This window comes from Micromonospora sp. NBC_01796, from assembly GCF_035917455.1.
Lineage (GTDB): Bacteria > Actinomycetota > Actinomycetes > Mycobacteriales > Micromonosporaceae > Micromonospora_G.
Genome location: NZ_CP109078.1, coordinates 7,951,956 through 7,974,466, shown reverse-complemented (window position 1 = coordinate 7,974,466; position 22,511 = coordinate 7,951,956). Strand labels below are relative to the sequence as shown.

The 22,511-nt window shown below is 70.0% G+C and carries 24 protein-coding genes; 13 read left to right on the top strand and 11 right to left on the bottom strand.

What is annotated here, in order from left to right; translation table 11 throughout:
• The first annotated feature begins 141 nt into the window (after positions 1-141).
• The 4 genes from OIE47_RS35450 (at position 142) to OIE47_RS35435 (ending at position 3,238) form a co-directional block, all read left to right on the top strand.
• Positions 142-867 (top strand): XRE family transcriptional regulator, encoded by a 726-nt coding sequence (locus OIE47_RS35450; protein ID WP_326563328.1) that lies wholly within the window; start codon positions 142-144, stop codon positions 865-867.
• The gene (locus tag OIE47_RS35445; RefSeq protein WP_326558910.1) at positions 864-1,337 is read left to right on the top strand and encodes an NUDIX domain-containing protein; all 474 of its coding nucleotides are present in this window, start codon (positions 864-866) and stop codon (positions 1,335-1,337) included. Before OIE47_RS35450 ends, OIE47_RS35445 begins: the two co-directional genes overlap by 4 nt.
• A 78-nt stretch (positions 1,338-1,415) precedes the next feature.
• A complete protein-coding gene (locus OIE47_RS35440) occupies positions 1,416-2,540 on the top strand; it encodes a hypothetical protein (RefSeq protein WP_326558909.1) in 1,125 nt (374 codons plus the stop codon).
• On the top strand, positions 2,537-3,238 hold the full coding sequence (locus tag OIE47_RS35435; RefSeq protein WP_326558908.1) for an alpha/beta hydrolase family protein: 702 nt from the start codon (positions 2,537-2,539) through the stop codon (positions 3,236-3,238). Before OIE47_RS35440 ends, OIE47_RS35435 begins: the two co-directional genes overlap by 4 nt.
• Here OIE47_RS35435 and OIE47_RS35430 read toward each other — a convergent pair.
• From OIE47_RS35430 to OIE47_RS35385, 10 genes are all read right to left on the bottom strand, one after another.
• Complete coding sequence (locus OIE47_RS35430) at positions 3,235-4,131, bottom strand: IS3 family transposase (protein ID WP_326556611.1); 897 nt, start codon at positions 4,129-4,131, stop codon at positions 3,235-3,237. The genes OIE47_RS35435 and OIE47_RS35430 overlap by 4 nt on opposite strands.
• Positions 4,128-4,430: a transposase gene (locus OIE47_RS35425; RefSeq protein WP_185755210.1), complete on the bottom strand. Its 303-nt coding sequence runs from the start codon at positions 4,428-4,430 to the stop codon at positions 4,128-4,130. The genes OIE47_RS35430 and OIE47_RS35425 overlap by 4 nt, the downstream gene beginning before the upstream one ends.
• A 113-nt stretch (positions 4,431-4,543) precedes the next feature.
• Positions 4,544-5,092: an HD domain-containing protein gene (locus OIE47_RS35420; protein ID WP_326558907.1), complete on the bottom strand. Its 549-nt coding sequence runs from the start codon at positions 5,090-5,092 to the stop codon at positions 4,544-4,546.
• Between the two features lie 57 nt (positions 5,093-5,149).
• On the bottom strand, positions 5,150-5,776 hold the full coding sequence (locus tag OIE47_RS35415; RefSeq protein WP_326558906.1) for a DUF1349 domain-containing protein: 627 nt from the start codon (positions 5,774-5,776) through the stop codon (positions 5,150-5,152).
• A 6-nt stretch (positions 5,777-5,782) separates the two neighbouring features.
• A complete protein-coding gene (locus OIE47_RS35410; protein ID WP_326558905.1) occupies positions 5,783-6,166 on the bottom strand; it encodes a VOC family protein in 384 nt (127 codons plus the stop codon).
• Positions 6,167-6,323: 157 nt separating this feature from the next.
• Entirely contained in the window at positions 6,324-6,641 is a 318-nt protein-coding gene (locus OIE47_RS35405) for a hypothetical protein (RefSeq protein ID WP_326558904.1), read from the bottom strand.
• Between the two features lie 91 nt (positions 6,642-6,732).
• Entirely contained in the window at positions 6,733-8,010 is a 1,278-nt protein-coding gene (locus tag OIE47_RS35400) for an adenylosuccinate synthetase (RefSeq protein WP_326558903.1), read from the bottom strand.
• On the bottom strand, positions 8,007-8,984 hold the full coding sequence (locus OIE47_RS35395) for a hypothetical protein (RefSeq protein ID WP_326558902.1): 978 nt from the start codon (positions 8,982-8,984) through the stop codon (positions 8,007-8,009). Before OIE47_RS35395 ends, OIE47_RS35400 begins: the two co-directional genes overlap by 4 nt.
• Before the next feature lie 24 nt (positions 8,985-9,008).
• Complete coding sequence (locus tag OIE47_RS35390) at positions 9,009-10,016, bottom strand: molecular chaperone DnaJ (RefSeq protein WP_326558901.1); 1,008 nt, start codon at positions 10,014-10,016, stop codon at positions 9,009-9,011.
• A complete protein-coding gene (locus tag OIE47_RS35385; RefSeq protein ID WP_326558900.1) occupies positions 10,013-10,765 on the bottom strand; it encodes an NUDIX hydrolase in 753 nt (250 codons plus the stop codon). The genes OIE47_RS35390 and OIE47_RS35385 overlap by 4 nt, the downstream gene beginning before the upstream one ends.
• A gap of 328 nt (positions 10,766-11,093) precedes the next feature.
• Between OIE47_RS35385 and OIE47_RS35380 the strand changes: the two genes are divergently transcribed.
• The gene (locus OIE47_RS35380) at positions 11,094-13,175 is read left to right on the top strand and encodes a multicopper oxidase family protein (protein ID WP_326558899.1); all 2,082 of its coding nucleotides are present in this window, start codon (positions 11,094-11,096) and stop codon (positions 13,173-13,175) included.
• A gap of 51 nt (positions 13,176-13,226) precedes the next feature.
• Here the strand turns inward: OIE47_RS35380 and OIE47_RS35375 are convergent, their stop codons facing one another.
• Positions 13,227-14,060, bottom strand: coding sequence for an AfsR/SARP family transcriptional regulator (locus OIE47_RS35375; protein WP_326563327.1), 834 nt, complete (start codon positions 14,058-14,060; stop codon positions 13,227-13,229).
• 530 nt (positions 14,061-14,590) lie between these two features.
• Between OIE47_RS35375 and OIE47_RS35370 the strand changes: the two genes are divergently transcribed.
• The 8 genes from OIE47_RS35370 (at position 14,591) to OIE47_RS35335 (ending at position 22,497) form a co-directional block, all read left to right on the top strand.
• A complete protein-coding gene (locus OIE47_RS35370) occupies positions 14,591-14,935 on the top strand; it encodes a TcmI family type II polyketide cyclase (protein WP_326558898.1) in 345 nt (114 codons plus the stop codon).
• Positions 14,932-16,716 (top strand): acetyl-CoA carboxylase carboxyltransferase subunit alpha, encoded by a 1,785-nt coding sequence (locus tag OIE47_RS35365; RefSeq protein ID WP_326558897.1) that lies wholly within the window; start codon positions 14,932-14,934, stop codon positions 16,714-16,716. The genes OIE47_RS35370 and OIE47_RS35365 overlap by 4 nt, the downstream gene beginning before the upstream one ends.
• Positions 16,713-17,192 (top strand): acetyl-CoA carboxylase biotin carboxyl carrier protein, encoded by a 480-nt coding sequence (gene accB / locus OIE47_RS35360; RefSeq protein ID WP_326558896.1) that lies wholly within the window; start codon positions 16,713-16,715, stop codon positions 17,190-17,192. Before OIE47_RS35365 ends, accB begins: the two co-directional genes overlap by 4 nt.
• Positions 17,193-17,210: 18 nt before the next feature.
• Positions 17,211-18,590 (top strand): acetyl-CoA carboxylase biotin carboxylase subunit, encoded by a 1,380-nt coding sequence (locus OIE47_RS35355; RefSeq protein ID WP_326558895.1) that lies wholly within the window; start codon positions 17,211-17,213, stop codon positions 18,588-18,590.
• A 92-nt stretch (positions 18,591-18,682) separates the two neighbouring features.
• Positions 18,683-19,561, top strand: a complete 879-nt coding sequence (locus OIE47_RS35350; protein WP_326558894.1) for an SRPBCC family protein — start codon at positions 18,683-18,685, stop codon at positions 19,559-19,561.
• The gene (locus OIE47_RS35345) at positions 19,554-19,973 is read left to right on the top strand and encodes a cupin domain-containing protein (protein WP_326558893.1); all 420 of its coding nucleotides are present in this window, start codon (positions 19,554-19,556) and stop codon (positions 19,971-19,973) included. The genes OIE47_RS35350 and OIE47_RS35345 overlap by 8 nt, the downstream gene beginning before the upstream one ends.
• Entirely contained in the window at positions 19,970-21,241 is a 1,272-nt protein-coding gene (locus OIE47_RS35340) for a beta-ketoacyl-[acyl-carrier-protein] synthase family protein (RefSeq protein ID WP_326558892.1), read from the top strand. The genes OIE47_RS35345 and OIE47_RS35340 overlap by 4 nt, the downstream gene beginning before the upstream one ends.
• Entirely contained in the window at positions 21,238-22,497 is a 1,260-nt protein-coding gene (locus OIE47_RS35335; protein ID WP_326558891.1) for a beta-ketoacyl synthase N-terminal-like domain-containing protein, read from the top strand. The genes OIE47_RS35340 and OIE47_RS35335 overlap by 4 nt, the downstream gene beginning before the upstream one ends.
• Positions 22,498-22,511 lie beyond the last annotated feature (14 nt).

Genomic DNA, 22,511 nt, shown 5'->3' with positions numbered 1-22,511 from the left:
AACATCATTCGTGGACCCTACGAACGACAACCTGGCGCTCAAACGTCCCGAATGCCACTTGGGCAGACACTTTTCTGACCTCGAAATGTCCCTGCTGCGTCCGATACCGTGAGCCGTATGAGCAACCGGCTGCGTACGGCGATGCTGCGCGCCCAACTCGATTCGGCCGCGCTGGCGGCAACAGTCGGCGTCGACGTGAAGACCGTCAACCGGTGGCTCAATGACGGCCGGCTTCCACACCAACGCACGCGCCTGGCCGTCGCCGACGCCCTGGGTGAAACCGAGGCCGAGCTGTGGCCCCAAGCGCGCCCCGATCTCACCCCCGGAGCCGAAGCAACCGCAGAGATCATCGGTGGGTACGCCCACCGGGCCGACATCCCCCAGCACCTCTGGACGTCGCTGTTGGTCGGCGCCACCAAGCGCATCGATCTACTCGGGTACGCCTATCCCTTCATCCTGGAACTGTTGCCCGACACCATGGCTCGTATCGCCGACAAGTGCGCCGCCGGTGCTCGCGTCCGCCTGGCCTTTGCCGACCCGGACTGTGCCCACGTTATGGAGCGCGACAATCTCGAACAGATCGGTGGGACCCTGCCCGGACGCATCCGCAATGCCCTGAACTTTCTTGAACCCCTGCACGACGTGCCCGGCGTCGAAATCGGGCTGCACTCCGTGCACCTGTACAACTCGGTGTTCCGCTTCGATCACCAGGCGATCGTCACCCCACATCTCTATAGGGCACGCGGCTACCAGCACCCCGCCCTGCACCTGCGCGAGCTCTCCCCGCACGGCATCTTCGCCTCGTTTGCCGACCAGTTCGAGCAGGTCTGGCAGACCACCACCCGCTACCCGACGGAGGACAGGTGACAGGTCGACGCGACTACTACCGGGACCCCGCCGCCCCCAGGGCCAACAGCCTCGTCCCCGGCGGCTCCGCCCTCGTCGCGGATGAGCGCGGCCGGATACTGATGCAGCGCCGCTCGGATTCGGGCAACTGGTCGTTGCCGGGCGGAACGATGGATATCGGCGAGACCCTGCAACAGTGCGTGGTCCGCGAGGTGAAGGAAGAGACAGGGCTCGACATCGAGATTACCGGCTTACTCGGCGTATACACCGATCCCGCCCACGTCATCGCCTACGCCGACGGTGAGATCCGCCAGGAGTTCAATCTCACCTATCTCGGCCACGCCATCGGTGGCACCATCAAGGTCAGCGACGAGTCGACTGAGGTTCGCTATGTCGATCCCATCGAATTCGACCGCATTCCCATTCATGACACGGTCCGATTGCGACTGCATCACTACACCCAACATCGCGACACTCCCCACCTCGGGTAGCGGTGCGTCTGGTCGCGTCGCATCCAACCCGACGGCCGTATTGTGGTCGGGGCAGCTTGGCAGGCAGGGGCGAAGGTCATGAGCGCAGCGATGCCACTCACCGCAGACGAGGTGGCCAGGGGCCGCACGTCCTACGACTGGCTTGCCGGTTTCGCTGGCGGCCTGCACTGGGTGGAGTCCTCGCCGAAGAGTGGCAAGGTGGTGGTGGCGAGTTGGCGGCCGTCATCGGGCTCCCGGACCCGTGTCTCCGATTTGCCGGCGGACAGCGTCGGCAGCAGGCTGCACGCGTACGGCGGCATGCCCTATGGCTGGCTGCCGTCGTACGGGATGGTCATGGTGAACGCCTCGACCGGACAGCTCCACGGCACGACCGGGCTCCCCGCGACCGCTCACTCGTACGGCGACCTCGCCAGCTCCGGCGATGAGCTGCTCTGCGTACGGGAGGACGACGACGGCGACGAGCTGGTTGCGATCGAGCCGGCGACGGGGACATGCCGAGTGTTGCGAGCGACGGATGGCTTCCTCGCCTCGCCGACCCCTGGCCGGGATCGGCTGGCGTGGGTGCAGTGGGACAGGGATGTGATGCCGTGGGATTCCAGCGAGGTCTGGGTCGCCGACAGAACGGCGTACGGCTCTATCAGTCGGCCCCTACGCGTCGCCGGAGGTCCGGGCGAGTCGGCGGTTCAGCCGCGGTGGGGCGAGGACGGCAGGCTGTACTTTCTCAGCGACCGGAGCGGCTGGTGGAATCTCTACCGGTGGAGTGCGGGCGGCACGGAAGCACTCGCCCCGATGGACGCCGACTGTGCCAGGGCGCCCTGGGAGTCCACCTACGCCGACTACGTCCTGCTGCCGGAGAACCGCATTGGCATGGTCGTCCAACGGGGCCCATCACACCACCTCGTGGTCGTAGAACCAGATGGCGAGGTCGTACGGATCGAACTGCCGTACACCTCGATCAAGCCCTACCTGGCCGCCCTCGGCAGCCGGATCGCGTTGATCGGCTCGTCGCCGACCCGCGCGCAGGAGGTCGCACTGGTCGAAACCGACGGCTCGGACAAGATCGAGATAATTCGAGCCGGCACCGACCGGGCGGACCTGGCGGCGGTGCTCTCGATACCCGAGGTCATGCGCTTCAGTTCCGCCGGAACTGAGGTAACCGGGCTCTTTATCCGGCTGCGAGCGGTGGCGCCCCCACGCCGTTGATCGTCAGGCCGCATCCCGGACCGACACACCAGAGCAATTTGCGGCTGGACTGGGAGGTGCAGTTCTTCACGAGCCGGGGGTTTGCCGTCGTGGATGTCGATTACCGGGGGAGTACCGGCTACGGTCGGGAGTTCCGGAAGGCATTGGACGGCAACTGGGGCCGTTTCGACGTGGAGGACTGCCGGACCGTCGCGCTACACCTGATCGAGAACGGTTCGGCGCGACGCGATGCGGTCTTCATCTCCGGTGCCAGCGCCGGCGGTTATACGGCGTTGCGGGCCGTGTGCGAGGACGGGCCGTTCACCCTCGCTGTCGCCCGGTCGGCGATCGTCGACCCGGAGCGTTGGACGGTCACCGCGCCCCGATTCCAGCGACCGCACGCGGCCGTTCTCGCCGGTGGCGATGCCAAGGTGGCGGCAACGAAGGTCCTGCGTCCGGTGCTGCTCATCCACGGTGTCGAGGACCCCGTCGCCCCGATTGGCGACGTCAGCGAACTCGCGGACGCGTTGGACGATCGACAACTGCTGGTCCGGATGATCAGGCTCGACGGCATCGGACACTACCTTTCGGATGCCGCGACGCTGTCTGCCGCGCTGGAAGCCGAAGTCGAGGCCTACCTGGACGTACTCAGGGATGCCGGGATATCCCTGGGCTTGACCCGTTTCGACGGACAGGGTCGTTGTGTTGATCTTAGTTAGGCGGCTCGGTCGATCGGTAGCGGTTGTGAGCTGGTGGTCTCGAAGGCCGCAGGGCTGAGGTAGCCGAGGGTTGAGTGTCGGCGGCGGGTGTTGTACCAGCCCTCGATGTATTCGAATATGGCCTGGCGGGCGGCTTGGTGGGTGGGCCAGGCCTGGCGGTGCAGGAGTTCGGTTTTGATGGTGGCGAAGAACGACTCGGCGACTGCGTTGTCCCAGCACTGTCCGCGCCGGCCGACGGACAGGCGGATGTCGTGACGGTGTGCCAGGCGGGTGTGCTGGGCGCTGACGTATTGCGTGCCACGGTCGGAATGAAACACCAGCCCGGGCTCGGGTCGGCGGCGTGCGACAGCGTCGGCGAGGGCGGCGTCGACCAGGTCGGTCTTGAGGTTGTCGGCCACGGCCCAGCCGACGACCCGGCGTGATGCGAGATCGATGACAGTGGCCAGGTAGAGCCAGCCCTGCCACGTGTTGATGTAGGTGATGTCGCCGCACCAGCGGGTATCGATTACGCCAGGATCAACACGGAAATCGCGGCCGACCAGGTCAGGTCGGAGCCCGGCGGCCGGATCCGGGATTGTGGTCGTGCGCCAGCGGCGTGGGCTCTTGCCGGCGAGTCCGGCGATGCGCATCAGCCGGGCGACGCGTTTGCGGCCGTGCCGTAGCCCCTGTTCGGTGAGGTCAGCGTGGATCCGCGGCGCCCCGTAGGTGCCCTTGGACCGTTCGTGCAGCACGGTGATCTTGTCGGTGAGCCGGGCATCGACCCGCTCGCGCTGCGACTGGGTGCCGGTTTTCTGCTGGTAGTAGGCGGATCGGGAGACCTCGAGCAGTTCGCAGGCACGTTTAACGTTGTGCTTGCCGGCCTGCTCCGCGGCGATGAACGGGAAGACGTTCACCGGGTCTCCTTCGCGAAGAAAGCCGTTGCCCGTTTGAGCACATCGACGTCTTCGCGCAGCCTGCGGTTCTCTTTGCGCAGCTGTGCGAGTTCGGCCCGTTCGTCGGTGGTCAGCCCATCGGCGCGGACGCCGGTGTCGAGTTCGGCCTGCTTGACCCACTCACGCACTGCCGTCTCGGTCAGGTCGAAGTCCTGGCTGACCTGCCGGAGCGTGCGGTCACCACGCTGACACAACTCGACGATCTCGGCCTTGAACTCCGGCGTGAACGAACGCCGAGGCCGCGGCCGCTTCTTTCCCATGCTCTCCATGATGCTGGACATCCTCCCGGAGACCCCAGGTCCCCTGATCTCGGATGTCCGTCAAAACGGGGCAGGCCCACCCCCGCAGAGTAACCACCTGCGGCAGTTGAGAACTAGAGCCTTGCCAGCCTCGTGGTCGTTCGCTCGACGGCAGCAATGATCTCCGGCTGTGCCCGGTCGATGAAGCGGGCAATCAACGTCCCAGGGCCATAGCGCGTCCTGATCTCTTCGAGTCGGTCGAGGACATCGAAGTCCTGTCCGTCCGGCCCTGTCGTGGCGTCGCAGTACCAGAGCGCATCGGCGGTAGCTGACTCTTCCTGTCTGAACTCCTCGGACAGCTCACGGGCCAAGCCTCGCTCCTCGGCTTCGAGCAGGGCGCAGGTGTGGTGAGCCACCAGGCAGATCACGCGTTCGTCAAAGCCTTCCGACCTGAGCCATCGAGCGCCGTCGAGCGGATGAAACCCGGTGTCGACCAGGGTCGGAGCGTATCCGATGTCATGCAGCCACGCCGCCGCGATCAGTACCGACCGGTCTTGCTCCGGTAGGACTTCCGCGATGGCACTCGCCTTGGTCGCGACGGCACGCACGTGACTCCAACGTCGGGGCAGAGGGCCGGCAAGCAGGGGCATAACGAGGTTCTGCGCCCGATCTCCGAGATCCACTCGGCAAGCGTACGTTCGTCGACGTACGACCGCTGGACTGCCAGGACGCGCGCTGGTTCAGGAGCCGTTGCGGAGGTCGCTCAGGCGTTCGCGGGTGAACCGGATGTTGTCGAAGGTGACAGCACAACCGTCACCGGTCGGGGACTGTGCCTCGAAGCCGATCGAGACGGACGTGGACGCGCCGTTGATGGCGAAGTAGCGGATCATCCGCCAGACCTTGCCGTCGAGCGAGGCGTGGTACGCGAAGGCGGGGCCGAGCCGGGACACCCGCAGCCACACCGTACGGCCGTCGACAACGAAGGCGTTGGCGTCGTCGGCGACGCCACGGGCGACCACGGAGACGACCATCGGTTCGTCGTCGGGGGAGAACTCGAAGCAGAGTTTGCCCCAGTGGTGCTTGTCGATCCACAGGAGCAGCACACCCGCGTCGTAGGTGGCGGCGAACTCCACCGTGACGCGGGCGCTGAACTGGAAATCACCGTCCGGCGGGACGCCGAGCAGGGTCACCGCGTTGAGCGTCGAAGCGGCGTCGTGCGGGGTGTCGGCTCCCGGGTCGATGAAGATGTCGCTCTGGGGTGCCGCCGAGCCCGTCACCGTGGCGGGCGCCTCGGTGATCGTCCAAGCCGCCTCGGCCGACGGCGAGAGGGTGAAGGGCAGGCCCGGTACGTTCCACGCGATGGCCATGGGGACCTACTCCTGGTCGAGGCAGAGGCAGAAGGGGTGACCGGCCGGGTCGAGGAGGACCCGTACGTTCTCCTGCGGCTGGGCCGAGGCCAGCGTGGCTCCCAGGGCGATCGCGTCGGCGACGGCCGAGTCGAGGTCGCCGACCTGGAAGTCGAAATGAATCATCGGGCGTTGCTCGCCGTCGATCGGCGGCCAGACGGGAGGTTGGTAATCGGTGGCCTGTTGGAACACCAGATAGACCGATCCCTGGGGAGGCGCGACGATCGCCGTCCCCGGCTCCTCGTGGCCGATGGGCCAGTCGAGCAGTTCCGAATAGAACCGCGCCAGGGCACCGGGGTCGGGCGCTTCGACAGCGGTACCCCACCACATGCCGGCCATCCGAGATCGCATCCCCGCATCCTGTCCCAGTGCCTCCAGCCACGTCCACCGTGCAAGCGTGACGATCTTGCACTTGTGGTGGCGCGCAAATCCGGATGAGTGCCCTGATCCGGGCGCCACAAGTGCAAGATCGGCGAGGGAATCGGTGGTGCGGGCCGAGGACGCTTCCTCAGCGGGAGTAGCCGCCGCGTAGGCGGGCGGTGGCGGTGGTGGCCAGCCGACGCAGTGGTTCGGCCGCCTCCGGGTGGACGTCGAGAGCGTCCTGGAGGCGGGCCCGCCAGCGTCCGGCCTCGACCGCCTCGGCGTTCGTCCCGGTCGGCCACCGGAGGCGGGCGCGGGTGTCGGTCAGCTCCCGTCGGTGCTCGGGGCCGAGGATCGTCGCGACCTCCCCGCTGAGCCAACCGAACACCTCGTCGGCCTCGGCGGCGGCCACGACGACCCGAGCGGTGTCCCATGCCACCCGTGGGTGGTGAATGACCTCTGGCATCGCGCCCTCCTCGACTCGTGGCGGTGCTGCGACCATCGTCTATCCGAACATCGACCGTTGACAAGCTGGCCGAACAGTCGAAACGACCCGATCAAGCGGCCAACGCGCCGCCGAGCACGCGTTTGTCGGTCACGCTCGGGCCGTACGACTCGATCAGGACGGGGGCGTCGAGCAGTGCGCCGATCGCGGACGCCCAGTGTGCGGGCCGGTCGAGCCGCGCCGGGCGGGCGCGGCCCAGCAGGGCGGTCAGCCGTTCCTGGTACGCGAGGTCGCCCCGCCCGCCCGGCACCAGGCGACCCAGCGTCGGCCCGGACGGGGCGTCGAGCGTGTACGCGGGGCAGATGGCCAGCTCCGGAACGCGGTCCGGGGCGTCCAGGTGGGTGATGGCGAGCGCGTCGACACCACCGGTCACCTCGACCGCGTACCGGTGGGCGACCGCGTCGAAGTGACCCACCCGGAACGGTCCCTGCCAGCGTCCGGTGCCGTTGTGTCGCTCCGGCAGCGCGGCGGTCAACGAGGCGTCCTCGGTCACCAGCGGCCCGGCGCCGTGCCGGGTGGTGTACGTCCGGACCACCCCCAACCGCATTGCCTCATGCCCCGCCTCCGCCAGCAGGGTCTCCGCGTTCTCGAAGGTCGTGGTGGACCACGTCGTGTACGGGTGCCAACCGAACCACTCGTCCAACAGCACCCCCTGTGCCCCCTCGAACACACACCGCCCCGCGTCGAGCAACCGCTTCCGGGTCGACCCGCCGTCCACGATCGACACGATCGAGCCGAACGCCCGGAACACCGACACCACCTCGTCCAGCGGCGGTCCTCCCAGCTCACCCAGCTCGTCGGTGAGGCGGTCGCGTACGGCCGCCAGCCGGTGGCGCAGTCGTGCCGGGTCGAGGGTGTCACCGGCCCGGGGTGCGTCGGGGTGGCGCAGCGCGTACGCCGTGGTCTCGCCGACGCCCATGCCGCAGGAGCCGTGCCGCCCGGCGCCCCGACCCAGCTCGCGCAGCCGGTTCGCCGCGACGTGCCAGGGTGTGCTGAGCAGCGCCTCTGCGTCGATGGTGAGCAGCCCGAACGGGTCAGGTACGCCGAGCGCGTTGAGCTGCTCCGCCTCGGCGGCCAGCGCGAGCGGGTCGACCACCGTGAAACGGGACAGGTGGGTGGGCACCCCGTGCAGGGTGCCCGACCCGAACTGGGCGAAGGTGTGGTGCCGCCCGTCCGGCGTCACCACGTTGTGCGCCGCCTGCGCGCCCCCGTTGAACCGGATCACGGCGCCGACCGGCCCGTCCGCGCAGAGCAGGTCGACCACGGTGCCCTTGCCCGCGTCGCCGTAACCGAGGTCGACGACGATCGTGTGCCGGCCGTCGCCGGTCACAGCCGGATCAGCCCGTCGTCCGGGCCGTCGGTGTCCAGACCGGCGCCGGGCAGATCGGTACGGACCACGCTGCCGCGCGCCGAACCGATGGTGGCCAGTGCCTTGCCGACCGAGCCGGTCGCGGTGGACCCGACGTCCTCCAGGTCGGTCAGCCCCTCGGCCAGGTCGATCGCCTCCTCGCCCAGGCCGACGGTGAGCGCGATCGTCTCGCAGACCGCGTCGAGGTCGTCGAGTTCGATCACGTGCTGGCCGAGCAGCCGCCGCCAGTAACCGAGGATCTCCGGGTCACCGGCGTAACTCGCCCCGCTGGGCAGGATGTAGTAGACCTCGAAGCGCTGGCGCAGCTCGGCCACGATCGCCGCGACCGAGATCGGTTCGGCCAGGTCGTCGCCGATCCACCGCCGCACTTCGGCCGGCTTCACCTGCGGGTACGGCAGCTCGTCACCGATCAGGAACAGGTAGCCGCGCCGACCCCGGCGCTCGACACTGTCCAGGCTGGTGTGCCGGGCCATGAAGTACATCGCCAGCTCGTACGACTCGGTGCGCTGGCCGCCACCGCCGCCCTCCAGCACGATGGCGCCCAGGTCGTCGTCCATCCGGTTGTCCGACTCGAACTGGCCGATCTGCAACGGCACCCGGTCGCAGGTGGCGTCGCCGATCGCGCCGAACATGATCTGCGGATCGGCCGCGTACCCCTTGCGTTGCAGCAGGCCGAACAGCTCCGGCAGCTTGCTCTGGAGCGTACGGGGCACGTTGCCCATCGAGCCGGTCACGTCGAAGAGCACCGCGATCGGGGTCGACCGGGGGTGCTCGTCGCTGTCGCGGCTCTCCCGTACGTCCACCCCGCGCGGGTCGAGCCGTTCGTGCACCTTCCGCGCCCCACTGTCGCTGTACGCGAACGCGCTGCGTCCGGTGGCCGCGCGGTAGCTCGCGGCGGCGCCGTACACGTCGGTTGACCAGCGTCCACTACCCATGATCTTTCTCCTTTTCGTCGTGTCTCAGGCAGGTGTTGTCGGTAGGAGCAGGCGCCGGAACCGGCGCGGGCCGTAGAGCTTCTCCAGCAGTTCGTCGAGTTCGCCGAGCAGTTGCCAGGCGTCCTGGGGACGTCTGCGCGGGTTGGGTTGGGTGCAGCCGCGGGTGAAGCGGAACAGGGCGTTGTTCGCCCGGCTTCCCATCAGCCAGCGCATGCAGCCGGTGGCCAGGTGGATGTCGGTGGCCGGGGTGGCCGGTGCCCGCTTGGTGACCTCGGGCGGGTACCAGTCGCGGCGGTGGGCGACAAGCGCCGGCACCGAGCCGCCGTCGGTGGTGACCGAGTAGCACCAGTCGACCAGGACTACCCCGTGTTGGTCCGGTTCGATCAGCACGTGCTCGGGCAGGACGGCGCCGTGCACCACCCCGGCCCGGTGCGCCCAGCCGAGCGCGACCAGCAGGCGCCGCCAGATCCAGGCGGCGTCGCGCGGGTCGAGCCCGTCCGGGTAGGCCCGTGCCACCTCGGTGAGCGGAACCAGGCCGGGGGAGTGGGACAGCACGTTGGCGGTGCGGCGTACGCCGGTGGTCGGGTCCTCGTGCCGGAAGCTCTCCACCAGGTCCGGCGCGTAGGCCCGGTGCTGCGGGTCGCCGTCGCGGCGCAGGGTGGCGAGCGCGGTCGCCTCCCGTTCGAGCAGGTCGTTGGCGCCCGGTTGGCGGGGCAGTTTGAGCAGGGCTTCTTTGCCGTCGTAGCGGACCCGGTAGAGGTTGGCCAGGTCACCGGTGGCGAACCGTTCACCGAGGGTGTAACGGTGTCGCCGGGTGGTGAGGGTCGCGTCCCCCCGGCCCTGGTGGGTGGCCCAGAGTCCGGCGAGCCGGGCGAAGGCGGCCGTCGCGGTCGCCGTCCGACCGGCCGGTGCGGCGTCCGGGTGCAGCAGCCGGGCGAGTTTCCGGTACGTCGGCCCGGCGTCCTCACCACGGAACAGGTCGCCCGGCGTACGGGCGGCGTCGACCAGTGCGACGGCCTCGGCGAACGTCATCGCACACCGTCCTCTCGGGACGGCCGGAGCAGGGCCGGGTGGAGCAGTTTGGCGTCGCCGGCCCGGTAGAGGCGGGCCCTGGGTCCGCCGCGCTCGCCGCCCCGGCTGGTGGTCTCGCCGGTGCTCTCCACGAAGCCGGGTACGGACAGCACCTTGCGGTGGAAGTTCCCGGCGTGCAGTTCCTCGCCCCAGACCGAGGTGTAGACCGCGCGCAGCTCGCCGATGGTGAACCGTTCGCCGAGGAAGGCGGTGGCCAGCGGGGTGTACTCCAGCTTGGACCGGGCCCGTTCCAGTCCGGCGGCGAGGATCGCGGTGTGGTCGAAGGCGAGGGCGCCGGCCGAGCCGACCGGGACCCAGGCCGCCGCGGCGGCGTCGGAGCCGGCCTGCGGGTCGGGCAGGCTGGGTGCGAACGCCAGGTAGGCGACCGACACGATCCGCATCCTCGGGTCCCGGTCGGGGTCGCCGTAGCTGGCGAGCTGCTCCAGGTGCAGCCGGGCGAGTGCGCCCTCGCCGGGATGCAGTCCGGTCTCCTCGGCGAGCTCGCGGACCGCTGCCGCCTCGAGCGGCTCGTCCCGGACGAATCCGCCGGGCAGGGCACGGTGCCCGGCGAACGGCGGTGCCCCGCGGGTGACCAGCAGTACGTGCAGGCCCCCGTCGCGGATGGTCAGGGTGACCACGTCGACGGTGACGGCCAGCGCCGGGAACGCACGCGGGTCGTAGTTGTCGAGGAATTCCTGCTCGGTGGTCATGCCCTGCCTCCGGCCTATCATTCTCTAACTGAGTGTTTCTCAGATCGAGAGTAACTTAACCCGCGATGTGGCCCGGGTCAACCGGGTTCGGTGCCGGGTTTGGGGTCCCGACGGCGACCCAGGGTTGTTTGGTGGAGCCCTTTTGTGCCGCCGATGGCCGGGTTTTCCGCATCTTCAAGCCTTCGGGGTGAATCCACCGATAGGTGGCTGACCGCGAGTCTTCCTCGGTTACTTTCAACCGGAAGATTCGCCCAAGTCGGACATTGACCTTGGACGGGCTGTTGCCAACCAAATGGTGTCGAAGAAGTGGCGGAAGGTGGAAAGGCTCATGGTTGCACGAAGGCAACTTCTCGCGGCCGGTGCCGCAGGTGGTGCCGCACTGGTGATCCCGGCGGCGAGCCGCCCGGCGAGCGCGTACGCGAGCGTCCGGTCCGTGTCCGCGCTGAATCCCACGACCATCCCGAAGTACGTCACCGACCTGGTGATCCCACCGGTGATGCCACCGCTGGCCCAGAGCGGGCAGCACGCCCTCGACGAGTACCGGATCGCCGTACGACAGTTCCAGCAGCAGGTGCTGCCGCCCAGCTACCCGAAGACGACGGTCTGGAGCTACGGCTCACCGGGCCACGGCAACACCTTCTCCTGGCCGGCGTACACCGTCGAGGCCAAGGTCGGTCGCCCGGTCCGGATCACCTGGGCGAACGAACTGGTCGACGACAAGGGCAACTTCCTGCCGCACCTGCTGACCGTCGACCCCACCCTGCACTGGGCCAACCCGGGCGGCGGCATCGAACACCGGGACCACCGCCCCACCTTCACCTCGGCCCCCGAGGCGTACAAGGGCCCGGTCCCGATGATCACCCACCTGCACGGTGCGCACACCACCCCGGAGAACGACGGTTACCCCGAGGCGTGGTACCTGCCCGCCGCCAGGAACATCCCCGACGGGTACGCCCCGGTCGGCAAGTTCTACGACGAGTTCCACGAGACCTTCGCCCGGCAGCACAAGGCGGCCTGGAAGGCCGGCTCGGCCACCTTCCAGTACCCGAACGACCAGCGGGCCACCACGCTCTGGTACCACGACCACACCCTCGGCATGACCCGGCTGAACATCTACGCCGGACCGGTCGGGTTCTACCTGCTGCGCGGCGGCCCCGCCGACGTCGCGCCGGGTGTCCTGCCCGGACCGGCACCGGCGTTGAACGACCCGCCGGGCTCCCGGTACTACGAGATTCCGCTGGTCATCCAGGACCGTACGTTCAACGAGGACGGGTCGCTGTCGTACCCGAGCGTGGCGGCGATCGACGGGTTCGACGGGCCGTACATCCCGGACAGCGACGTGTCGCCGATGTTCAACCAGACGTTCTTCGCCGAGACCATCGTGGTCAACGGGAACACCTGGCCGGTGCTCAAGGTCGAGCCCCGCCGCTACCGGTTCCGCCTGCTCAACGCCTGCAACTCGCGCTTCCTCGTACTGAGGATCGCCGGGGACGCGACCGCCCGGCCGGCCGCCACCGCCGTACCGATCTGGCAGATCGGGTCCGACGGCGGGTTCCTGCCCAAGGCGGTGCGGCACGAGCAACTGGTGATCGGCAACGCCGAGCGGGTGGACGTGGTCGTCGACTTCACCGGCATCGCCGAGGGGACCGCGCTGTACCTGGTCAACGAGGGGCCGGACCACGAGTTCAGCGGCGGTACGCCCGGCACCGACTACGCGGTGGCCAACCCCGCGACCACCGGACAGGTGATGAAGTTCCTGGTCGGTTCGCTCGTCGCACCCGACGGGAGCCTTCCGCCGGAGCAACTGGAACTGCCCGCGTTCGCCCCGCTGGGCAAGGAGTCGGGCACCCGGCAGTTCTCGCTCAACGTGCAGAACTCGACCGTGGTGCCGGCCGCTGGCACGGTCGCGCACCTTGCCGGCGGGGTGGACGCGGCCGGCGCGCGGCAGCCGCTGCGCTGGCACGACCCGATCCGGGACAAGCCGAGCCTGGGAGCCACCGAGATCTGGGAGTTCCGGAATTTCACCCCGCACGCGCACCCGGTGCACATCCACCAGGTCCAGTTCCAGGTGCTCGGTCGGGGGCCGGACGGCCAGACGCCCCCGGACCCGTCGGAGTCCGGCTTCAAGGACACGGTTGTCACGTTGCCCGGCCACCTCACCCGGGTCAAGGCGAAGTTCGACCTGCCCGGCCGGTACGTCTGGCACTGCCACATCCTGGAGCACGAGGACAACGAGATGATGCTCCCGTTCTTCGTCGGACAGGCGCCCAAGGGCGGTGCGCACACCGGCGACGGCGGCAAGGACGGCACCGACCCGGTGCTGACCGCGGCCGGGGTGACCATGCTCGCGGCAGCAGCCGCCACCGGCATCGTCCTGACCCGCCGCACCCCCACCGGTTCCTCCGCCTGATCGCGGAAGAGGGGCCCTTCCTGTCGCATCCCGCACAGGAAGGGCCCCTTCCTACGCGGGGCCGGGGCGCGGCTGGCGGGGCTCCGGCGGCGGGGGCGGGTGGTGCGCGGAGTACGGGTACCGCCCTGGCGTCGGGCCGCCGATCGGGGCGAGGATGTCGTCGAGCAGGGCCCGCATCGCGACCGACGGCTCCAACTGGAGTTCACTGAGGATCAACTGGCGGTACGCGTAGAACGCGTGCAGCGCCTCGTACGCGTTGCCCTCGGCGAGGTGCACCTGCACCACCAGCCGGTGCGGAGTCTCCCGCAGCGGCTCGGCCCGCATCGCCTCCAACGCCGCCTGCAACGCCTCACCGTGCTGGCCGGCGCGCAGGTACGCCCGGGCGATCTGCTCCAACGTGTGCAGCCGCAACTGACGCAGCCGTTCCCGCTCCACCAGCACCCAGTCGTCGTACCAGCCGGGCAGCAGGTCGTGCCGGCCGGCGATCAGCACCCCCTCGGCCCAGCGCGGGTCACCGCCCTCGCGTACCCGGGCGGCGGCGCGGACCAGGTCGTCCACGTCCACCTCGACCCGGGCGTCGAGACGTACCGCGCCGCCGGAGGTGAGCACCGGGCAGCTCCCGTTGCGGCGCAGCCGCCACAGTGCCGTACGCAGCCGGGACAGCGCGCGTTCCTCCGGGGTGTCCGGCCACAGCAACCCGGCCAGGTGCGTACGCGTGGCGCCCGGCCGCAGCCCGATCAGCGCGACGACCCGTTGCAGCCCGCGTGGTACGACCGCGGGTGCCCCGCCGTGCAGCAGGCGGAAGCCGTCGAGCAGGAAGAGTTGGACGGTCCCGGCCCCGGAGTGCTGGCCGGGGACCGGTTGGCGGAGCACGGTGGGCGCCATGCTGCTGTCAGAGGTCATGGTCGAACCCCCTGCACCGGAACCTTGTCCCGAACCGCGCTGGCCGGGAATGGTGCCCCCGGGGTGGCTGGGCATGACCGTGATGCAACGGCTCTGTCGTTGAACTGTTCCATGCCCCCGAAAGTGTGACGAAGAGTAGCAATTGCCCATATGCTCGGTCAATCGTAGCGGCGATCTTTTGACTTCCGCGCGCCGTGGTGTGCCGTCGACTCGTTGGGCCGGGCCCCGAATCGTTGGCCCCGGTACGACCGCCGTACCCGATCCAGCATCCGCCGGTCACGCCACCGCGGCGTCACCGCAACGTCACCGGATCCGGTCACCGGGCGGTCCACCTCCGTGACATCACGTTGACGGTCCTCGGAGCATCGTGACCAGCGTTTCTGTGGACGCGCCGTCGCTTCCGCAGCGGCGGCGACCGGAAACGCCCCGATGGTCCGATCGCACTCCGCGCACATCACGTCCCGCCCTCGAACCGAGCTGGGCACGGGGCACTGACTGTTGGGAGGTCGCAGATGCACCGATCGTTGATCGTCGCCAAGATCATGCCCGGAGCCGAGTCGGAGGTGGCACGGATTTTCGGCGAGTCCGACGAGACGGAACTGCCGGGCATCGTCGGCGTACGACACCGATCCCTGTACCGCCTCGACGATCTCTACGTGCACCTGCTGGAGACGGAGGAGCCGGTCGCGGCCGGGCTGATGGCAGCCAGCCAGCACCCCGAGTTCGTCCGGGTGAGCGAGCGGCTGCGACCGCACATCTCGCCGTACCTGTCGACCTGGCGCTCGCCCCGCGACGCGGTCGCCGGCTGCTTCTACCAGTGGGACGCGTCGGTCCCGGTGACCGGGAGCGGACGATGACCGCAACCACCACCGACGCCGTGGCGGACCAGTTCTGGACCCGCTGCCGGTCATGCTCCTCGCTGCTCTACCGCAAACGGCTGCGCCGCAACCTCGACGTCTGCCCCGAGTGCGGCGACCACCAGCGGCTGGCCGCGCCCGACCGGATCCGGCAACTGGTCGACCCGGGCAGCTTCACCGCACTGCCCGGTGACGTCGCCCCGGTGGACCCGATCGAGTTCGTCGACTCGGTGCCGTACCCGCAGCGGCTCGCCGCCGCCCGTGCGGACACCGGCCTGGACGAGGCCGTCGTCTGCGGGGAGGCCAGGATCGACGGGCACCCGCTGGTCCTCGCGGTGATGGACTTCCGGTTCCTCGGCGGCAGCCTCGGCTCGGTCGTCGGCGAACTCATCACCCGGGCCGCCGAGCGGGCGCTCGACCGCGGACTGCCGCTGCTGCTGGTCACCGCCTCCGGCGGCGCCCGGATGCAGGAGGGCGTGCTGTCGCTGATGCAGATGGCCACGGTCAGCCAGGCCATCGCCGCGTTGCGCGAGGCGGGACTGCTCACCATCAGTCTGATCACCGACCCGACCTTCGGCGGCGTGGCCGCCTCGTTCGCCACCAACACCGACCTGGTGGTGGTGGAGAGCGGCGCGCGGATGGGCTTCGCCGGTCCCCGGGTGATCCACCAGACCATCCGGCAGCCGCTGCCGGAAGGCTTCCAGACCGCGGAGTTCCTCCTCAGGCACGGTCAGGCCGACATGGTGGTGGAGCGGTGGGGCCTGCGCGCCCGGCTCCGGCCGCTGCTCGCCGCCGCACACGCCGCCCGGTCCGCCGTCGTACGCCGGGCCGAAGGTGCCGACGCGTCCCACTCGGCCGGCGGTTCGCCCAGTTGGGTGGGTCCGGCCGGCTCCGGACTGGCACCCGGCGACGGGGCGGGATCGTCGGTGCTGATCCGGGACCCGGACCGGCTCGCCGAGCCGGACGGCTGGCGGGCCGTGCAGGCCGCGCGCCACCTGGACCGGCCCACCACCCTGGACTACCTGGCCACCGCGTTCGACGCCTTCACCGAACTGCACGGCGACCGGCTCGGCGCCGACTGCCCGGCGATCGTCGCCGGCCTCGCCCGCCTCGGCGACCAGCACCTGGTCGTGGTCGGGCACCAGAAGGGACACCACACCAAGGACCTGCTGACCCGCAACTTCGGCATGCCCAGCCCGGCCGGCTACCGCAAGGCCCAACGGGTGATGCGGTTGGCGGTCCGGCTCGGGCTGCCGATCGTGACGCTGATCGACACCCCCGGTGCGTACCCCGGCATCGAGGCCGAGGAACAGGGTCAGGCGGCCGCGATCGCGGACAGCATCCTGGCCATGACCGGTCTCCCGGTACCGGTCGTCGCGGTGGTCACCGGGGAGGGCGGCAGCGGCGGTGCGCTCGCGCTGGGGGTCGCCGACCGGGTACTGATGCTGCAGAACGCGGTCTACTCGGTGATCAGTCCGGAGGGGTGCGCGGCCATCCTCTGGAATGACCCGACGGCCACCCCGCGTGCCGCGCGGGCGCTCCGGGTCACCGCACCCGACCTGCTCCGGCTGGGCGTCGTCGACGGCGTCGTACCGGAGCCGCCGCACGGGGCGCACACCGATCCCGCGGCCGCCGCCGACCTGCTGCGCCGGGCCGTCGTCGAGACACTCACCCCGCTGCTGCGGCTACCGGCGGAGACCCTGGTACGCCAGCGCCGGCTACGCTTCCGCAGCTTCGGTGCCGGCAACCGCCGGGTCCCGCCGCCGGTGGGCACGCGATGACGGGTGACACGACCGACGACGAGCACCTGTTGGCGCAGTTGCGTGAGCAGGCGAGCCGGCTGGTGGCCGAGGTGGACGGGCCGCTGCGCCGGATCCGGATGCGCAGCGGCAGCGCCGTACTCGAAATCGAGTGGCACGGTGCTCCGGCACCGAACGGGTCTGCTGCCGGCCCCACCACGCTCGCGGTGTCCGCCGTCGCCGGTGGGTCGGTGGTGACCGCCGCCGACCGCGAGTCCCCCGACTGGGTGGTCGCACCGATGGTCGGCACGTTCTACCGGGCCGCCGAGCCCGGTGCGGCGCCCTTCGTCGAGGTCGGTGACCTGGTCGAGCCCGGGCAGGTGATCGGCATCGTCGAGGCGATGAAACTGATGAACCACATTACGGCCGAGCACGCCGGCAAGGTCGCCGAGGTGCTCGTTGGCAACGGCGAACCGGTGGAGTTCAACCAACCGCTGATCGCCCTGGTATCCGCCTGACGCCGAGGACGGTGTCCGATGTTCGAAAAGCTGCTGATCGCCAACCGGGGCGAGATCGCCCTGCGTGTTGCCCGGGCCTGTCGTGAACTGGGCATCCGTACGGTGGCGGTCCACTCGACCGCCGACCGGGACTCGGCCGTCGTCCGGTACGCCGACGAGAGTGTCTGCATCGGACCGGCGGCCAGCCGGCACAGTTACCTCAACGCCGCCGCGATCATCGAGGCGGCCCGGCAGACCGGTGCCGAAGCCATCCACCCCGGCTACGGGTTCCTCTCCGAGGACCCCGACTTCGCCGAGATCTGTGCCGACAACGGGTTGACCTTCGTCGGCCCGCGACCCGAGGTGATGGCCGCGCTCGGGGACAAGTCCCGGGCCCGGGCGCTGATGCAGGAGGCGGGGTTGCCGTTGCTTCCGGGCAGCGTCGAGACCCTGGCCACGGTGGGGGAGGCCCGCGCGGTCGCGGACGAGATCGGCTATCCGGTGATCATCAAGGTCGCCGCCGGTGGTGGTGGTCGGGGCATGACCGTGGTCTGGTCCGGTGCCGACTTCGCCCGCGCGTACGCGCACACCCGGATCGTGGCGCGGGCCGTCTTCTCCGACGACCGGGTGTACGTGGAGCGGTACCTGCCCCAGGCCCGCCACGTCGAGGTGCAGGTGCTCTGCGACGGGCACGGCGGCGGGGTGCACCTGGGCACCCGAGACTGTTCGGTGCAGCGCCGCCACCAGAAGCTGGTGGAGGAGGGGCCCGCCCCGGCACTCTCGGCCGCCACCCTCGAGGCGATCGCGGCGGCCGGGCTGCGCGGCGCGCTGAGTGTCGGCTACAGCGGTGCCGGCACGGTCGAGTTCCTGGTGGACGAGGCCGAACGGTTCCACTTCATGGAAATCAACTGCCGGATCCAGGTGGAGCACCCGGTCACCGAGATGATCACCGGAGTCGACCTGGTCCACGAACAGCTCTACGTCGCCAGCGGCGTACCGCTGCGGATCAGCCAGGACGAGGTCCAGACGCGCGGGGTCGCGATCGAGTGTCGGGTCAACGTGGAGGACCCGGACCGGGACTTCCTGCCCACCCCCGGCCGGCTGGACCGGTTCCAACCGCCCGGCGGCCCGTTCACCCGGGTCGACACCCACGGCCTGCCGGGGTACGTGGTCGGGCCGCACTACGACTCGCTGCTCGCCAAGGTCATCGTCTGGGCGCCGGAGCGGGCCCTGGCCCTGGACCGGATGGAACGGGCACTGGACGAGTTCGACATCGCCGGACCGGGAGTGCACACCACCATCCCGTTCATCCGGCGGGTCCTCGACGACGCCCGGTTCCGCAAGGGCAGCTACTCCACCGACCTCGTCGACCGCCTGCTGCGCGACGGCGGTACCCCCGGCGGCACGGGACACACCTGACCGGGCCGGCCCCACGGCCGACCGATCCCGCTCCACTCCCGACCAGTTCCGACACCTGACCAGTCCCGTTCGTCGAGTTCAAGGAGACCCAGATGACCGTGCAGAGGGCGGACAAGCGGCTGGCCACAGCCGAGGACATCACCTCGATCCTCGTCCGCAACTGCGGACTCAACGCCGACTCGGCCGCCGCGGCACCCACCGCGTCCCTGGAGGAACTCGGCATGGACTCCCTCGCCCTGCTCGAACTGCAGGCCGTCGTCAACGACCGGTACCAGGTGCAGATCCCGGAGGAGGTCAAGCACCTGTCCATCGCCGAGATCGCCGAACTGGTGGACCGCCAGGTGGACCCGGCCACCGTGCCCGAGCAGTCGACCGGATCCGACGCCGAGCCTCCGGACGTCGACGCCGCACCCACCACGGAGTCCGCCGTCGGCACGGCAGGGGTGACCACCATCGAGCCGGTCAGTTCCGTCGGCACGGACCCGCCGGGGCACACGGAGAACAGCATCGTGATAGCCGCACCCCGCCAGTTGGTCTGGGACCTGACCAACGACGTCACCACCTGGCCCACCCTGTTCACCGAGTACCAGTTGGCGGAGGTGCTCGAACAGCGGGGGAACCGGGTGCTGTTCCGGCTGACCATGTTCCCGGACGAGAACGGCACCGCCTGGAGCTGGGTCAGCGAACGCACGATGGACCCGACCGCGTACGAGGTGCACGCCCGCCGGGTGGAGACCGGGCCGTTCGCGTACATGCGGATCTACTGGCGCTACGACGAGGTGTCCGCCGGCACCCGGATGACCTGGGTGCAGGACTTCGCCATGAAACCCACCGCCCCGGTCGACAACGCACAGATGACCGAGCGGATCAACAGCAACAGCAGGATCCAGATGAACATCATCCGTGACCAGATCGAAGCGGCCGCGCGGGAGCGGGCCGTCGACGTACGCGCCGGGGGCGACGATGAGTGAGCGCAAGCCGTACGTGGTGGCCGCCCGGGACGTGCCACCGGACCAGCGACGCGGGGGAGAACTGCGGGTGCTGCTCGGCCCGAAGACCGTCGGCGCCACCTCGGGATTCATGGGAGTGGCCACCCTGGCACCCGGCGAGCGGATCGCCGAGCACTACCACCCGTACAGCGAAGAGTTCCTCTACGTCGCCCGGGGCGCGATCACCGTCGACCTCGACGACCGACCCGTACCGGTCGCCGCCGGCGAGGCGCTGTTCATCCCGGTCGACACCCGCCACCGGCTGCGCAACACCGGCGACGAGCCGGCCGAGGTGGTCTTCCAACTCGGCCCGCTCGCGCCCCGCCCCGAACTGGGGCACGTCGACACCGAATCCGCCGCCATCCCGCCGACCCGGCCGGAGTTCGCGTCATGACAGGACGCCGCACCGTCGTGACCGGCATCGGGGTGGTCGCACCGGGCGGGCCGACCCGCAAACAGTTCTGGGCCACCATCACCGACGGCCAGACGGCCACCCGGCGGATCAGCTTCTTCGACCCGTCGCCGTTCCGCTCCCAGATCGCCGCCGAGTGCGACTTCGACCCGGTCGTCGCCGGCCTCACCCCGAGGGAACGCCGCCGCGCCGACCGGTACGTCCAGTTCGCGCTGGCCGGCTCGATCGAGGCGATGGCCGACAGTGGACTCGACCTGACCGACGCGACCCGGTTGCGTACGGGAGTGGTGCTCGGCTCGGCGGTCGGCGGCACCATGGCCCTCGAAGACGAGTACGTGGTGGCCAGCAACTCGGGCACGGACTGGCTGGTCGACCACGAGTGCGGTGGACCGTACCTCTACCAGGCGCTGGTCCCGAGCAGCCTGGCCGCGGACGTGGCGGTACGGCACGGGCTGCACGGACCGGCCCAGGTGATCTCCACCGGGTGCACCTCCGGCATCGACTCCATCGGGTACGCGTACCAGCTCATCGCCGACGGCGAGGCGGACATCGTGGTGACCGGTGCGTCGGACACCCCGATCTCGCCGGTGACCGTCGCCTGCTTCGACGCGATCAAGGCGACCACCCCGGACAACGACGACCCGGCACACGCCTCCCGCCCGTTCGACCGGGACCGGCACGGGTTCGTCCTCGCCGAGGGAGCGGCGGTGCTGATCCTGGAGGAGCTGGAACACGCCCGGCGCCGGGGCGCCCACGTCTACTGCGAGGTCGCCGGGTACGCCAACCGCAGCAACGGCTTCCACATGACCGGTCTGCGGCCCGACGGGGCCGAGATGGCGCTGGCGATCGGCTCGGCCCTGGACCAGGCCCGGGTCAACCCGGACGAGATCTCGTACATCAGCGCGCACGGGTCGGCGACCCGGCAGAACGACCGGCACGAGACGGCCGCGTTCAAGCGCTCGCTCGGCCCGGCCGCGTACCAGGTGCCGATCAGCTCGATCAAGTCGATGGTGGGGCACTCGCTCGGTGCGATCGGCTCGATCGAGATGGCCGCCTGCGCGCTGGCGATCGAGTACGGCGTGGTCCCGCCGACCGCGAACTGGGCCAACCGCGATCCCGAGTGCGACCTCGACTACATCCCGAACACCGCCCGCGACCTGCCGGTCGACGTGGCCCTGTCGGTCGGCAGCGGCTTCGGCGGCTTCCAGTCGGCGATGGTGTTCAAACGGTTGCGGGAGCTGGACCGGTGACGCCCCGGGCGGTGATCACCGGCATCGGTGTGGTCGCGCCGAGCGGGATCGGCACCGACGCGCACTGGAAGAGCGTCCTGGCCGGGGAGAACCGGATCGGCCGGATCACCCTGTTCGACCCGGACCGTTATCCCACCACCCTGGCCGGTGAGGTCGCCGACTTCGACGCCGCCACCTTCGCCGACAACCGCCGGCTGGTGCAGACCGACCGCTGGACCCACCTCGGTTTCGCCGCCACCCGGCTCGCCCTCGTCGACGCCGGTCTGCCGGAGGTGGCCACCGACCCGTACGGGTACGCGGTCACCCTCGCCAGTTCCTCCGGCGGCAACCTGTTCGGCCAGCGCGAGTTGCAACGGCTCTGGGGGCAGCCGTCGCGCACCGTCGGGGCGTACCAGTCGATCGCCTGGTTCTACGCGGCCAGCGTCGGCCAGGTCTCCATCCACCACCAGTTCAAGGGACCGTGCGGGGTCCTGGTCGCCGAGGCGGCCGGTGGGCTGGACAGCCTCGCCCACGCCGCCCGGATCATCCGTCGGGGTACCCCGGTGGTGATCGCCGGCGGGACCGAGTGCCCGCTGAGCCCGTACGCCCTGGCCTGCCAGATCCGCAACGGACTGCTCAGCGACAGCGACGACCCGGAGCGGGCGTACCGGCCGTTCGACGTCGCCGCCTCCGGTTACGTTCCGGCGGAGGGGGGCGCGGTCTTCGTGGTCGAGGAACTCGAACACGCCCTGGCCCGTGGGGTCACCACGATCTACGGCGAGATCGCCGGCTGGGCCGCCACCCACGACGGGCAGCACACCGTACGGGTCGGCGCCGCCGACGGTACCCAGTACGCCCGGTCGCTGCGGCTGGCGCTGGAACGGGCCGACTGCGCACCCGGTGAGGTGGACGTGGTGTTCCCCGACGCGCTGGGTGTGCCGCGCTACGACCGGGCCGAGGCGTCCGCGCTGCGTACCGTGTTCGGCCCTGACTCCCCGCCGGTGACCACCCAGAAACCGCTGGTCGGGCGGGCCCACCAGGGTGGCTCGGCGTTGGACGCGGCGAATGCCCTGCTCGCCCTGCGTCACCAGGTGCTGCCGCCGACCGCGGGGCTGGACCGCCCCGCGCCCGGCTGCGAACTGGACTTCGTCCGGCAGACCCGCACCCAGCCGGTGCGTACCGCGCTGGTCGGGGCGCGGGGCTTCGACGGCTTCAACAGTTCCGTGTTGATCCGTGCCTACCAGCCGCCGGGACAACGTGCCGGTGGCGACCAGTGAGCCAGGAGGGGACG